Source organism: Vibrio sp. CB1-5 (assembly GCF_059412285.1).
Genome location: NZ_JBJHPB010000007.1, coordinates 140,660 through 153,981 on the forward strand (window position 1 = coordinate 140,660; position 13,322 = coordinate 153,981).

13 protein-coding genes are annotated in these 13,322 nt (G+C 46.1%); 8 read left to right on the top strand and 5 right to left on the bottom strand.

The annotated features are described in order from the left end of the window. Positions 1-24 precede the first annotated feature (24 nt). Positions 25-603 carry a thymidine kinase gene (locus ACJB0T_RS07605; protein WP_479289458.1) on the top strand — a complete coding sequence of 193 codons (579 nt, stop codon included), beginning with the start codon at positions 25-27 and terminating at the stop codon, positions 601-603. Positions 604-675: 72 nt separating this feature from the next. Here the strand turns inward: ACJB0T_RS07605 and ACJB0T_RS07610 are convergent, their stop codons facing one another. Continuing rightward, positions 676-1,518, bottom strand: coding sequence for an NAD-dependent epimerase/dehydratase family protein (locus ACJB0T_RS07610; RefSeq protein WP_479289459.1), 843 nt, complete (start codon positions 1,516-1,518; stop codon positions 676-678). Between the two features lies 1 nt (position 1,519). Further along, entirely contained in the window at positions 1,520-2,404 is an 885-nt protein-coding gene (locus tag ACJB0T_RS07615; RefSeq protein ID WP_479289461.1) for a LysR family transcriptional regulator, read from the bottom strand. A gap of 97 nt (positions 2,405-2,501) precedes the next feature. Between ACJB0T_RS07615 and ACJB0T_RS07620 the strand changes: the two genes are divergently transcribed. Then, positions 2,502-2,954, top strand: a complete 453-nt coding sequence (locus ACJB0T_RS07620) for a PACE efflux transporter (RefSeq protein ID WP_479289463.1) — start codon at positions 2,502-2,504, stop codon at positions 2,952-2,954. A 153-nt stretch (positions 2,955-3,107) separates the two neighbouring features. Here ACJB0T_RS07620 and ACJB0T_RS07625 read toward each other — a convergent pair whose 3' ends face one another. Continuing rightward, on the bottom strand, positions 3,108-3,341 hold the full coding sequence (locus tag ACJB0T_RS07625; protein ID WP_479289465.1) for a TIGR02647 family protein: 234 nt from the start codon (positions 3,339-3,341) through the stop codon (positions 3,108-3,110). Positions 3,342-3,601: 260 nt separating this feature from the next. Between ACJB0T_RS07625 and ACJB0T_RS07630 the strand changes: the two genes are divergently transcribed. Beyond that, positions 3,602-4,783: a hypothetical protein gene (locus ACJB0T_RS07630; protein WP_479289467.1), complete on the top strand. Its 1,182-nt coding sequence runs from the start codon at positions 3,602-3,604 to the stop codon at positions 4,781-4,783. A gap of 232 nt (positions 4,784-5,015) precedes the next feature. Further along, positions 5,016-5,858: a formate transporter FocA gene (focA, locus tag ACJB0T_RS07635; RefSeq protein WP_479289468.1), complete on the top strand. Its 843-nt coding sequence runs from the start codon at positions 5,016-5,018 to the stop codon at positions 5,856-5,858. A gap of 75 nt (positions 5,859-5,933) precedes the next feature. Here the strand turns inward: focA and ACJB0T_RS07640 are convergent, their stop codons facing one another. Together ACJB0T_RS07640 and ACJB0T_RS07645 are read right to left on the bottom strand one after the other, a co-directional pair. Further along, positions 5,934-6,110, bottom strand: a complete 177-nt coding sequence (locus ACJB0T_RS07640; protein WP_479289470.1) for a hypothetical protein — start codon at positions 6,108-6,110, stop codon at positions 5,934-5,936. A 240-nt stretch (positions 6,111-6,350) separates the two neighbouring features. Then, positions 6,351-7,145: an ABC transporter permease gene (locus tag ACJB0T_RS07645; RefSeq protein ID WP_479289472.1), complete on the bottom strand. Its 795-nt coding sequence runs from the start codon at positions 7,143-7,145 to the stop codon at positions 6,351-6,353. Positions 7,146-7,574: 429 nt separating this feature from the next. Here ACJB0T_RS07645 and torE point away from each other — a divergent pair, with 429 nt between their 5' ends. The 4 genes from torE (at position 7,575) to ACJB0T_RS07665 (ending at position 13,319) form a co-directional block, all read left to right on the top strand. Beyond that, on the top strand, positions 7,575-7,751 hold the full coding sequence (gene torE, locus ACJB0T_RS07650; RefSeq protein WP_042499363.1) for a trimethylamine N-oxide reductase system protein TorE: 177 nt from the start codon (positions 7,575-7,577) through the stop codon (positions 7,749-7,751). 42 nt (positions 7,752-7,793) lie between these two features. Beyond that, positions 7,794-8,975 (top strand): pentaheme c-type cytochrome TorC, encoded by a 1,182-nt coding sequence (gene torC, locus ACJB0T_RS07655; RefSeq protein ID WP_479289474.1) that lies wholly within the window; start codon positions 7,794-7,796, stop codon positions 8,973-8,975. Between the two features lie 23 nt (positions 8,976-8,998). Further along, entirely contained in the window at positions 8,999-11,461 is a 2,463-nt protein-coding gene (gene torA, locus ACJB0T_RS07660) for a trimethylamine-N-oxide reductase TorA (protein WP_479289476.1), read from the top strand. Between the two features lie 103 nt (positions 11,462-11,564). Further along, positions 11,565-13,319, top strand: a complete 1,755-nt coding sequence (locus tag ACJB0T_RS07665) for a glycoside hydrolase family 36 protein (RefSeq protein WP_479289478.1) — start codon at positions 11,565-11,567, stop codon at positions 13,317-13,319. The last annotated feature ends 3 nt before the right edge of the window (positions 13,320-13,322 follow it).

The following is a 13,322-nucleotide window of genomic DNA, read 5'->3' on the forward strand; positions in this document are numbered from 1 at the left end:
AGTTTCTAATTTTGGTGATACGTTTTGGCTCAGATGTACTTCTATTACTCAGCAATGAATGCGGGTAAATCGACGACTCTTCTTCAATCTTCTTTTAACTATCAAGAGCGTGGTATGACGCCACTTATCTATACTGCAGCGCTGGACGATCGCTATGGTAGCGGAAAAGTCAGCTCTCGTATTGGTCTGCAGTCGGAAGCTCAACTGTTTCGTGCTGAGACGAATCTTTTTGATGAGATTGCGGCGATTAATGCTGAAACCCTAAGACATTGTATTTTGATCGATGAGTGCCAGTTCTTATCCAAGCAGCAGGTGTACCAGCTCACTGAAGTGGTGGATAAGTTAAATATTCCTGTGCTTTGCTATGGCTTGCGTACCGACTTCTTGGGTGAGCTTTTTGAAGGCAGTAAACACCTTCTGGCGTGGGCGGACAAGCTGGTTGAGCTAAAAACGATTTGTCACTGTGGACGCAAAGCGAACATGGTGATCCGTACCGACGAACACGGTAACGCGATTGCAGAAGGTGACCAAGTTTCTATCGGTGGTAACGATAAGTATGTATCGGTTTGTCGTCAGCACTATAAAGAAGCACTCGGTAAGTAATATCTGCTACTTATTGATAAAAAGTTATTCATGAAAAAGAGCCACTTAATGTGGCTCTTTTTTTGTCAGTGATTACAAAGCATCCAAGGTACTTTGGTATTTAAAGTGATATCCCAAGTTTTGCAGTTTTTCACTAGAGATGGTCTTGTCCGGTGTTGAGTTCACTAAATTGAGCGATGTGTCCAGACCCGCTGCTCTTAATGCCGCTCGGTAAAACGTCACCTTGTCGCAGGATGTGGGTGTGGTGGCATTGACGACACTAGCACTGATGTTTTCAACGGCAAATAGGATCGAGCCTATTGCATCGTCGAGATGAAGCATATTGGCCGTTGCTTGGTCACTGACACTTTTGAGCTTAGAAGCAAAGCGTGATGGATGACGGTTCGGACCAAATAAGCCGCTGCAACGGACAATGGCGTAATCGAGCGTCGAGTTTCGAACGTACTCTTCGGCCGTCAACATGATTTTTGCTTTAGCGCTAAAGTCTTCGCGGCCTTTTGCAATCGGCAGGCGAGCCATGTCTTCGGTCATTACCTCGGCTCTGTCAGGGTAAACGGATGTCGAGCTCACCATAATGATTTTGCTGACGTCAGAAGCTTTGGCTAATTGACATAGGGTGTCCCATTGAGAAGCGTAGAGTGCACCGCCACCTGTTCGAAAACCGGGGGGGAAGCAGCCTATCAGAGTATCCGCACTCAATCCTCTTAGGTGCTCTAGGGTGGCGAGCTTTTTATCGTCATTGGTAAGTTCGGCTAAATTGAGCACGAAGCTGTCGATACCATGATGTGCGAGCTCGCTGACTCCTTGCTCTGTCGTCCGTGTCGCGGTGACCTGGTAACCTTTGTTGTTTAGCGCTTTTGCTAGGGATAAACCAAGCCATCCAGCGCCAATGATGACGACATTATTCTGGTTCATATCAACCCTCCTTGAAACTCTGCTTCAGCAATTCTCTTAAACGGCGGTGACCTCGATCACTACTCTTACTCGAGTGCTGAATAATACTGACGTTTATCATGGCAGAGATTTTCTCAAACTCCACCGGAATCGGAACAATCATGCCTTGCTCTATTGCGGATCTTGCTAGGTAGCTTGGAATGTATGTCCACCCTAAGCCAGCAATGCACCATTCGAGTAGCATTTGATAGCTGTCTGAATACCAGATATCTGGGCTTAGCGCATGGTGTAAGCTGCTAGTTTTGTTGTTGCGCGAACTGATCGATAGTTGACGATGTAAGCTCAACATTTCTAGGTGTGGGGTGACGGTCTTTGCGAGTGGGTGTGTAGCTGAGACATAAACATCAAACTGTAGTGAGCCAATGCTTTCAAAATCCAGAGAAAAGGGTACGGAAAGATCTTCATGAATAATAGCGGACGTGGCTCTTCCTGTTTGTACCATTTCAATCGCATCGCAGCTGGACGCGAAGAGCAGTTCCAACTCCAGTCTCGGAAATTCCTCTGATAACGCTTTGATAATAGGAGTGATCCAGTCAATAGGGATACCTTCATCAATGGTCAGGACGATAGGTTGGAGCTCTTTTTGTGTCAAACTATCAACACGTTCGGCGAGTCGACCGTGTTGAACCATAGCGGCTCTTGCGTAAGGCAGTAGCTTTTCTCCCGCTTCAGTCAGAACAGGATAGCGACCTCTTCGATCAAATAATTCAACCCCACAGTCAATTTCAAGATTCATAATATTCTGACTCACTGCAGATTGTACTTTGCCTAATCTTCGCGCCGCACCTGAAAATGAGCCCGCTTCTACTGTCGTGATGAAAGCTTCAATTTGTTCTATGCTCAACATATCAGTTTTCCTGATGTTACCTAACTATCTATGCCTTTAAGCATAATTGATAATGCGCCTATTGCTAGTCCTGATTGTCAAGCTAAGGCGTAATTATATGAGTATAAGGGAAAGAATCTTCCATGCAGTGCTGTTCGAAGCTATCGCTTTGAGTATCATAATTTCTGCTGCTTCTGTGGTAGCAGGTACTAAGTCTACTTCGATGATAGCAGTGGGTATTGGTATGAGTTTCTTCACTGTCATTTGGAATTACGTCTACAACGTGCTTTTTGACAAGTTGGTATCGGGCTGCAGAACAGAAAGAAGTTATGCGGTAAGAATGGGGCATGCGTTGGGTTTTGAAGGAGGGCTGATCATCTTTACGATTCCCGTTGTCGCATGGGCATTGGGTGTCACGCTGGGGACTGCGCTCGTTATTGAGGCTGGATTCTTGGTGTTCTTTCTTTTCTATACCGCTGCATTTAATTGGGGTTATGACAAGTGGGTACCATACCAGCGATTGGTGTCTATGTTACCTTGGGCGGTGAAAACAGAAAGTAATAAACTATAAGATGCTTATTCAAAACAAAGGGTTACGCGTTAAATGCTGGGCGAGTAATAGAGGAGGTTGTTTTGTGATTCATAAGTTGGTTTGTGATTGCCACTTGTGTTAATTCAGCCAAACTAGAGCGGCAGCAAGGCGCCGCCGCAAGCATTAGAGTGTTTATGAACTCAGCACTCGCAAGATTTTATCCGCATGTTCTGCGATCTCTATACCCTCGTCTGTTAAGTATCCACCGTCTGGCAGAGTACAAAGTCCTTTCTCATACAGTCTTTGGACTGCTTTTTGCATGTCTTCAGTAGCATCGTGGTGCACCTTGATACCGGTTGCTGCGCTGCTGATATCAAATTGAAGTAATAGGTTCATCTCTGCGAGATGCTCAGGCGTGAATTTCATAGACTTGCCTCTTGGTTTGGTTTCTTCGATCAACATAGTGGGGAAATCGCACATTGACAATCGCTGAGTGAGGAAAGTGTTAGCTTGCGCCGCCTTCTAGTAAGAATTGGTAAAAATTTCGTACTAAGTGAATGAAATATAACCGGTTAGAATGCGCCGAGATGTATTTAGTGATGAATTTGAATATAGTGAGTTGTTTTTGCTTGCTGCACGCTTGAGAGCAGGCTTACGGGATGTGTTGTCCCAGATTAGGAGAGTAGATGTCTACGCGCAATTTAATTGTGGTATTACTGTGTGTTTTGGGCGTGGCCTCTTGTGCGAGTACGCCGCCAGTAAATGATGCAAGGGCGAATTTAAGTCCAAAAGAGCTAGAGCTGACGCGTAATAAAGAATTTGAGCAGCTGACGGCGACCTATACGTACTGGTCGAAAGCGTTGGAGGGTGCAGAATCGCTACGCATCTATGCCCCAGAAAATTACCGAGAAATGATGTCATCTTGGAAAAGTGCTCATGACTTATTTATTGAGATCCGCAAAGATCCCAATCAAATTGACAACAAGCACTCGGTGTTCTCCAGTGAGACTTACGCCGTCGGATTTCGAGACCGCATTAATACCGTTGAGTACAACTATCGAGCGATTCAAGGCTTGAAGACTCAGGCCGATGAGCTTTTAGCTCCAGCTATGACGGAAATGGCTTACCTGCAAAAGATAGAAGCAAGCCGTTACTTTAAGCATGCGATGAATACTCTCAGCCGTGATTATCAGCGACTGTTTGAGCACTTAGTGGTATCGGAAGTGGATCTTGCGACGAGCTATCAAGAGCGCTTTCTCAATCACGCTAAAGCCCTTGAGGTGCGTGTGATTGATGCAAAGTACGTTAAACCATTAGAGCAAAAGCTTGCGACATTAGCGAGCGCTCGTTACAACATCTTAGCGCCGGTGAGTTATGGTTATGTGGATCAGGGCATTAAAGAACTGTCTGAGTTCGTCACTCAATCACCTCGCGCGTTTGTCGAGATTGATGAGCAAGTGGAACGAATTGACTTTCAGTTTCGACGCTTAGAGTCCGTTGTACAAGAAGTGACGAAACTGATCAATGTCGAGAAGTCTCAGTTTGAGCCGTTTGTGCTTGAGGCAGAATCTCGAATGCACCACATTTCCTCTGCCGCGAAAGGCAATGATTATCGCGATCAATCGTTATCAGCGCAGTCAAATCGCATTGCTCATGATGTAGAACGATTGAAGGCAGCAGACAACACCCTTGCGCTTAAGAAGGAAAACGCATTGCTGAAACAGCAAATAGCACTACTTCAGCAGCGGAGTGAGACTGTTGTATCATCTGAGGATGCTCACGTAGCCCAAGATGTGGCTGCGCAAAATCGAGCTGAAATAGAGACGCTGAAAAAGTTGGTCAGCGCCCTTCAAGAACAAGCTGAATAAGTTCTACGAAGCGCCGCGATTGCGGCGCTTTTTGCTTCCAATCTCCAATCCTACCTTCAAGCAAGTAATTCGCTAACTTACTAAATGAAAGACGTTTTATCCTACGCGCTCATTTTTAACTAACCACTATATCTGGTAAATAACATTTTGCTGCCAAATAAATCTTGATTTATTGATGGATTGGGGTGATTATCCGCGCCCGTTTTAATTGTCACAAAATATGTAAGAGAAAATGGAAATCAATCAATTTGATGCGCTGCTGCCTCCTCAAATGGCAGAGCGTGCAGCAGAAGCTGGCGTAGGTAAAGCGACAAAAGATCCGATGAAGTCTTTCCTGTTAGCAATCACTGCTGGTCTGCATATTGGTATTGCGTTTATTTTTTACACCACCATTACGACAGGAGCCGGCGACCTACCTTGGGGGCTGACTCGTTTTCTTGGTGGCCTTGCGTTTAGTTTGGGTTTGGTTCTGGTCATCATTACCGGTGGTGAACTGTTTACCAGCTCAGTGTTGACCCTTGTGGCAAGAGCAAGTGGCAAAATTACCTGGCGTGCTCTGTTTAAAAACTGGATGCTGGTTTATGTTGGTAACATGCTAGGTGCGTTGTTCCTAGTCGGTATTATGCTGACCGCTAAGCAATACATGTTTGATGGTGGTCAGGTTGGCCTTAACACTATGCACATTGCGCAGCACAAGCTTCACCACGACTTTTGGCAAGCGGTAGCACTTGGCATCATGTGTAACGTATTAGTCTGTGTTGCAGTATGGATGACGTTCAGTGGTCGCACACTGACTGATAAGATCATCGTGATGGTATTGCCAGTGGCGATGTTTGTTTCTGCCGGTTTTGAACACTGTATCGCAAACATGTTTCAAGTACCGATGGCGATTGGCATCAAAAATCTCGCGTCGCCTGAGTTTTGGCAAGCCATTGGCTCGACACCAGCAGAGTTTGCTGATTTGAACCTGATGACGTTTATTGTGAATAACCTCATCCCAGTAACGTTAGGTAATATCATCGGCGGTGGCGTGTTTGTTGGTATGTTGTATTGGTTGATCTACCTACGCGACTAAATCCAGTACGATTTGATCTACCAAGATCCAAACTGTTTAGCTGTATGCAAAACAAAAGGGCGTCTACGCCCTTTTTTAATGGCTGACAGACATTAACGAGCGCTCCTGTTCATGCAAAATCTTTGAATGCTGGAACGGTACAGAGTGGCCGTAACTGTGATCATCGGCGTCATTGAGTGCGTCAGGTGTATCGATAAGCCAATTGCGTGTGACATCGTCTTGATTCACCCTTGTACATAATTTATTCAACATATTTTTCTTCCTTGAGTTACTTGGCTTTTAGAAGCCTGCGCAATGAGGTAATTTCACTAGTTGCTCCGCGTTTTGCTGATAAATTAACCACAATTGATGACAACAAGATGACGCCGAGGATCTTTTGGTCATTTATAGGCGTGTATATTGATAAATAGCGTAACTTCAGAGACTTGGTTATCCACACATCTTGTGGATAACCTAGTTTAAACTTAGTGAGTAACCGCGAAAAGTGCGGAATTAGCCACTCGTTTGGGGACGAATTTTTGGCTTCCCAGAGGCGTCGAATCCTCGACAGACCACAAGGTTTAAGCAGACAACGATAGAAATACTCATCATGACCCAAATAGCCATCATAATGACCAACTGATACTTCACAGCCACGACTGGACTCGCGCCGCCTAAAATTTGACCAGTCATCATACCCGGTAGCGATACCAGTCCAGTGGTGGCCATAGTTGCCAAAATAGGCGCTAGAGATTTCTGAAGTGAAACACGGACAAAAGGTAAGGTGGCGATAGAAATCGGTGCCCCAAGTGCAATGGAGGCTTGATACTCGCTCCAACGGGTTTCTAACGCACTGTAGAAGTTTTGAAGCGCGACAATGTTCCCTCCTAAACTATTACCGAGCAACATGCCGGATAAAGGTATTGTGTATTGCGCGCTATAGAATGGGTCTGGTTGAACGGTGACAAGGCAAAGCAGTGCCAGAATTGGGAATAGCCCAATACACAGTGCGAATACCAAAAAGCCGACAATCGGCCGTGTTGGTAATTTTGACTTTGCGGCGATTGCGTTAGCACCAACGATAATCATCACCAGCAACCACACCAAATTGACAGTAAAGCTATCTAAGTAAAACAAATATTCGAGATAAAGCCCTACCAAAGCTAACTGGATAGCCATTCGAATAAGTCCAACAGTGGCATCTTTTCCTATCTCCAGTTTGTAGTGGAAATTGATGGCGTAGGGGATGAGCAAGGTAGTAGCGAATAGCGCGATTTGCCACCAACTGATATCAATAACCTGTTGCATGTGATGCTCTATATCTTGGGAATATTAGTCACAAAAGTGTACCTAAATAGGCTGTATCAATCACGTGGTTTAAATGCACGTGCAATAACAAAAAAGCAACAATCAACGCACTTTAGGTGAGGGGAACGGCCTAAAAAAGTTGGTGGAGTTATTGGAAATAATGTGTAAATGTTGTGGTAATGTATCTATATTTACAGGTGGACAACAATATTAATCTGTCATATCTATTCATAACTTTACACATAGATCTTTAATTGAATACAACTCGGGATGAACTCAAAAAACTGTTGAATAACAAAGGATGAGAGGACGGAATTGATTGAACCATACTCCTAGTATGGTTTAGCATTTTCCCATAGATGTTTTAAATAATTGAGTGTCCTTCGTGGAATGCTCGTGGACTGGACAACATACAATATAGGCAAATGTATGAGTGATGTTAACAAAGTAGAAAGTGCGGAAAAGCACGGGATGGAGTGGAAGTCGTTTTTCTTCATCTGTGCCGTATTCTTCCCTCTGTTGAGTGTGGCTATCGTTGGTGGCTACGGATTTATCGTTTGGATGCTCCAAATGTTCGTTTTCGGCCCTCCAGGCGTGCATGGCTAATTAGTAGCCAAACCCGTTCAACAAGTTTCAAGAGAGTTAGTCATGAAATCCTTTTTAATTAAACTTTGGCGCACCATCAGTCGCCCTGCCGTTCACATCAGCCTTGGTGTGCTAACTGCGGGCGGTTTCGTTGCAGGTGTGGTTTTCTGGGGTGGTTTTAACACCGCACTTGAAGCAACTAACACAGAAGAGTTCTGTATCAGCTGTCACACCATGCGTGACAATGTTTACGTCGAGCTTCAAGAAACCGTTCACTGGAAAAACCACTCTGGTGTGCGTGCCACTTGTCCTGATTGCCACGTTCCACATAACTGGACAGATAAAATTGCACGTAAAATGCAAGCTTCAAAAGAAGTATTTGCACAGGTTTTTGGCGATTTAGATACCCCAGAAAAATTCGAAGCGCGTCGTCTAGAGCTAGCGCGCCATGAGTGGGATCGTTTCTCTGCCAACAAATCTTTAGAGTGTAAAAACTGTCATAATTACGAGTCTATGGACTTTGAACAAATGTCACCAACGGCGCGCATTCAAATGAAGTCTGCAGCTGAGCGTGATCAAAGCTGTGTTGACTGCCACAAAGGTATCGCACACAACCTGCCTAAAGATATGGCAGCGGCAAGTGGTATTGTTGGTGGCCTAGAGCAAGTGGCAAGCAGCACTTCTTATTCTAAAGGTGAGAGCGTAGTGTCTATTCGTCACCTACCACTTTACACTGATGAAACAGGTTCAACGGAAGCGGGTTTACTTAGCCCTGCAAGTAAAGTTGAAATCTTGGATGTTAAAGGTGACATGATCAAAGTTGAAATTGATGGCTGGCGCAAAGCGAAAGGCTTTGGCCGCGTGATTCAAGAAGACTTTGGTAAGAACATCTCAACAGCTATTCTTTCTCGTGAAGTATCACAAGGCGCTGATGTGCATGTGGGCGAGAAGAAAGAAGACGAGCTAACGGGTCTTCCTTGGGAAGAAGTTGCCGTTGACCTATGGATGAAACAAGAGTCTATGGTGACTGACTTCACTCCAATTTGGAACGCAGCTGGTGAAGCGTATCAAAGCAACTGTTCTACGTGTCATACACAACCTGACGTTGCGCATTTCAGTGCAAACGGCTGGGTAGGCATGCTAGACGGTATGATCGCGTTTGTGAACTTCGATACAGATACAGAAGCACTGGTTCTGAAGTATCTACAGAAGCACTCTTCAGATTACTCTGAAGGCCACCACTAATAAACGTCAATTGGAGTTAAAAGATGGCAATTACAAGAAGAAGCTTCCTTAAAGGCGTGGCGGGCTCGAGTGCAGCAACACTGATTGGTCCGAGCCTACTGGCATCAGCGACGGCAAGCGCTGCAGAGACAGACGGCACTTGGAAAGTATCTGGTTCACACTGGGGCGCATTTCGCGCCCGAGTGTGGGGCGGCAAAGTTCAAGAGATAAAACCGCTAGAAGTGGACAAATACCCAACAGACATGTTGAACGGTATTAAAGGCATTATCTACAGCCCATCTCGTGTTCGTTACCCAATGGTTCGCCTTGATTGGCTGAAGAAGCACAAGTACGCACCTGAGACGCGCGGCAACAACCGTTTCGTACGTGTGACTTGGGATGAAGCGCTAGATTTGTTCTACCGTGAACTTGAGCGCGTGCAAAAAGACTACGGTCCATATGCTCTGCACACCGGTCAAACAGGTTGGCGTCAAACTGGCCAAATGCACAGCTGTACTAACCATATGATGCGTGCGATGGGTCTACACGGTTACTCAGTTAAGAAAGTGGGTGACTACTCAACAGGTGCTGGTCAAACCATCCTGCCATACGTGTTGGGCTCGACGGAAGTTTACGCTCAAGGTACCTCTTGGGAGCTTATCCTAGAGAACAGTGACAACATCATTCTTTGGGCAAACGACCCAGTGAAAAACCTTCAAGTTGGTTGGACATGTGAAACGCATGAGTCGTTTGCATACCTAGAGCAGCTTAAAGAGAAAGTCGCTAAAAAAGAGATCAACGTTATCTCGGTTGACCCTGTTAAAAACAAAACGCAGCGTTACCTAGAAAACGACCACATGTATGTGAACCCACAAACTGACGTAGCCTTTATGCTAGGTTTAGCTCACGTGCTGTACAACGAAGATCTATACGATAAGAAATTTATCGAAACGTATTGCCTAGGTTTCGAAGATTTCATTAAGTATGTTCAAGGTGAAACGAAAGACCGCGTTGAGAAGACGCCTGAATGGGCTGCTGAGATTTGTGGTGTACCTGCAGACAAGATCCGCGAGTTTGCTCGTATGCTGGTTAACGGCCGTACGCAAATCCTGTTCGGCTGGTGCGTTCAGCGTCAAGAACACGGTGAGCAACCTTACTGGATGGGTGCGGTACTGGCGTCAATGATTGGTCAGATCGGTCTTCCAGGTGGCGGTGTGTCTTATGGTCACCACTATTCAGGTATCGGTGTTCCTTCAACAGGGTTTGCTGCTCCAGGCTCGTTCCCGTTGAACATTGACCAAGGCCAAACACCTAAGTACACCAACCAAGATTACAAAGGCTACAGCCGCGTAATCCCAGTTGCTCGTTGGGTGGACAGCCTTCTAGAGCCAGGTAAGAAGATCAACTCAAATGGTTCAGTTGTGACGCTGCCTGACATCAAGATGATGGTATTTAGTGGTAACAACCCTTGGCATCACCACCAAGATCGCAACCGCATGAAGAAAGCGTTCCGCAACCTCCATACTGTTGTAGCGATTGATTTTGCTTGGACGGCAACGTGCCGCCATTCTGATATCGTGCTACCAGCATGTACTCAGTGGGAGCGTAACGATATTGACGGTTACGGTGCATACTCAGGCCGTGGTCTGATTGCGATGCATAAGCTTGTCGACCCGCTATTCCAGTCTAAGACTGATTTCCAAATCATGACGGAACTGACTCGTCGTTGGGGTCGCTCTGAAGACTACACGCGTGGTATGACTGAAATGGAGTGGGTGAAATCACTTTACGACGGCTGTAAAGAAGCGAACAAAGGCAAGTTCGAACTTCCAGAGTTCAAAGAGTTCTGGGAAAAAGGCTTCCTAGATTTCGGTACAGGTAAGCCTTGGGTACGTCACGCAGACTTCCGTGAAGATCCAGAGATCAACGCACTAGGTACTCCGTCTGGCTTTATCGAGATCACCAGCCGTACTATCGGCAACATGAACTACGAACACTGCCAAGAGCACCCAATGTGGTTTGAAAAGTCAGAACGTTCACATGGTGGTCCAGGCTCTGAAAAACACCCGTACTGGTTACAATCTTGTCACCCGGACAAGCGTCTGCACTCACAAATGTGTGAATCAGAAGAGTTCCGTGCCACTTACGCTGTACAGGGTCGTGAGCCGATTTACATCAACCCAACAGATGCTAAAGCAAAAGGCATCAAAGATGGCGATGTGGTTCGTGTATTCAACGACCGCGGTCAACTACTGGCGGGTGCGGTTGTCACTGATAGCTTTGCACCAGGTGTGGTTCGTATTGAAGAGGGTGCTTGGTATGGCCCACTTAACGAAAAAATTGGCGCATTGGATACTTACGGCGATCCAAACACTTTGACGCAAGATATCCCATCTTCGGAGCTTGCACAGGCAACGTCAGCGAACACGTGTTTGGTCGACTTTGAGAAGTTTGTAGGCAAACTTCCTCCAGTGACCGCATTCGGTGGCCCAATCGAAGTGGTATAAAGCAAGTAAGTGCTAACTAGTACACAAAACCCATCGGAAACGATGGGTTTTTTTATACCTGACAATATACTCATTAGGTAACCTATTTAATTGTTGAGTAACAATGACTGAGTATATTTCTGTTTTACCAGAGCTCGATGTTCTGGCGGTTAATCCTGACATTGAAGTTAAGTTAGAAGGCTCAGAGTTAACGTGTCGCTATCGCAGCGTTTTTCCACGCGCCTTGTCTTCTCAAACGGCGTTACTGCTTTTTGAAAACCAGGTAGAAACGGGCGCTCAACTGCTTGGTGATGGTTTTCAGATGCTCTGCCAGACTGCTGGCTCACCCACAGCTTTGGTCGATGTAGGCCGTTGTCCGGATAACAATGCCAGTTATCGGCTTTATCCGACGGATGCATCTAAACGCTTTTACAACTACCTAGTTGTTGAGCAGTCAACTGGCTTTCAACTTTACGGCTTCACTTCCTGCCATCGCTTTGCCGGTTACTTTGAACTTGAGCAGACACATCATGGTATTGACGTAGTGGCTTACATCGATGGTGAAGAGAGTGAGCCACAGTATTGGGAAAGCAACCAACTAGAATCGCTTATTGTGATCCATGGCAGCAGTTTAGAGAGTGTCTATGAGCAGTATGCTCAGCACATTACCAACCATCATCCGTCTCGAACTGGCGTGACGCAGGCGAGCCCAATTGGATGGTGTTCGTGGTATGCCTACTATGCTGAAGTGACCAAACAAAACGTCATCGACAACACGCACATCATGGCAGAGCAGCTTAATGACTTACAGTGGGTATTACTCGATGATGGCTATCAAGCTTTTATGGGAGATTGGCTAACGCCTTCTGATAAGTTTGAAGGTGGGGTGAAATCGCTCATTGCAGATATCCGAGCGCAAGGTAGAAAGCCTGCCATCTGGTTGGCTCCGTTTATTGCTCAAGCGGAATCAGAGGTTTTCCAGCATCATCCAGATTGGTTTTTGAAGCACCCCTCTGGTGAGCTTTTGAAAGCGGAAGACATCACCTATGGCGGCTGGCGCTGCACGCCTTGGTACATTTTGGATGCGACACATCCAGAGGTGCAGGCACACTTAACTCGTATTGTTAAAGTGATGCGCGAAGAATGGGGTGTTGAGCTTTTCAAACTTGATGCAAATTACTGGGGCACTCTAAAAGGTGTGCGTTATCAAAAAGGAGCGACGGGTATTGAAGCTTATCGTCTCGGGATGGCAGCAATCAACGAAGGGGCAGGCGATGCGCTTGTACTTGGTTGTAACGCGCCAATGTGGCCGTCTCTTGGGCTGGTCGATGCGATGCGAGTGTCCGATGATGTTGAGCGACATGTAGAGCGATTTGAGCAAATCGCGAAAGAGACCTTCTATCGCAGTTGGCAACATCAGCGCTTGTGGCTGATTGACCCAGATTGCGCTACGTTCACTTCACTGCCAAATCAAGGCGCTGATCGCAGCGCGTATGAGTTTCATCGTAACGTGCTTTTAGCGGCGGGTGGCTTGCTGCTTTCTGGTGATCCTCTACCTGAGCTAACGCCTTTTGCCGAGGAAACGTTGTCACGGCTGATCACTCGTCAGCATCAAACCAGTCGTGCATCAGTTTTTAGCTCGTTGACCCTGAATCATGCCACGCTTAAGTTGTCCGAAGAAAGACGCTTGCATAGCCTCTTTCATTACAATGATGTGGTCAGTGAGTACACCCTAACTACCGAGTTCCCTAGTGATTGGTACGATTTTTGGACGGGTGAGAAGCTCAACCAAGAGCCTGCCCAGATACAGATCGTTCCTATAAACCAAGGACTCAGTAGTCGAGCCGTAGTGTCAATTGTTCACTTACCAGAGGCGTAAAGG

What these genes read in the sequence shown, in the direction of transcription:
- ACJB0T_RS07610 (WP_479289459.1), bottom strand. Translation starts at nt 1,518, where the DNA reads ATGAACCAGAATAATGTCGTCATCATTGGCGCTGGATGGCTTGGTTTA.
- ACJB0T_RS07615 (WP_479289461.1), bottom strand. Translation starts at nt 2,404, where the DNA reads ATGTTGAGCATAGAACAAATTGAAGCTTTCATCACGACAGTAGAAGCG.
- ACJB0T_RS07620 (WP_479289463.1), top strand. Translation starts at nt 2,502, where the DNA reads ATGAGTATAAGGGAAAGAATCTTCCATGCAGTGCTGTTCGAAGCTATC.
- ACJB0T_RS07625 (WP_479289465.1), bottom strand. Translation starts at nt 3,341, where the DNA reads ATGAAATTCACGCCTGAGCATCTCGCAGAGATGAACCTATTACTTCAA.
- ACJB0T_RS07630 (WP_479289467.1), top strand. Translation starts at nt 3,602, where the DNA reads ATGTCTACGCGCAATTTAATTGTGGTATTACTGTGTGTTTTGGGCGTG.
- focA (WP_479289468.1), top strand. Translation starts at nt 5,016, where the DNA reads ATGGAAATCAATCAATTTGATGCGCTGCTGCCTCCTCAAATGGCAGAG.
- ACJB0T_RS07640 (WP_479289470.1), bottom strand. Translation starts at nt 6,110, where the DNA reads ATGTTGAATAAATTATGTACAAGGGTGAATCAAGACGATGTCACACGC.
- ACJB0T_RS07645 (WP_479289472.1), bottom strand. Translation starts at nt 7,145, where the DNA reads ATGCAACAGGTTATTGATATCAGTTGGTGGCAAATCGCGCTATTCGCT.
- torE (WP_042499363.1), top strand. Translation starts at nt 7,575, where the DNA reads ATGAGTGATGTTAACAAAGTAGAAAGTGCGGAAAAGCACGGGATGGAG.
- torC (WP_479289474.1), top strand. Translation starts at nt 7,794, where the DNA reads ATGAAATCCTTTTTAATTAAACTTTGGCGCACCATCAGTCGCCCTGCC.
- torA (WP_479289476.1), top strand. Translation starts at nt 8,999, where the DNA reads ATGGCAATTACAAGAAGAAGCTTCCTTAAAGGCGTGGCGGGCTCGAGT.
- ACJB0T_RS07665 (WP_479289478.1), top strand. Translation starts at nt 11,565, where the DNA reads ATGACTGAGTATATTTCTGTTTTACCAGAGCTCGATGTTCTGGCGGTT.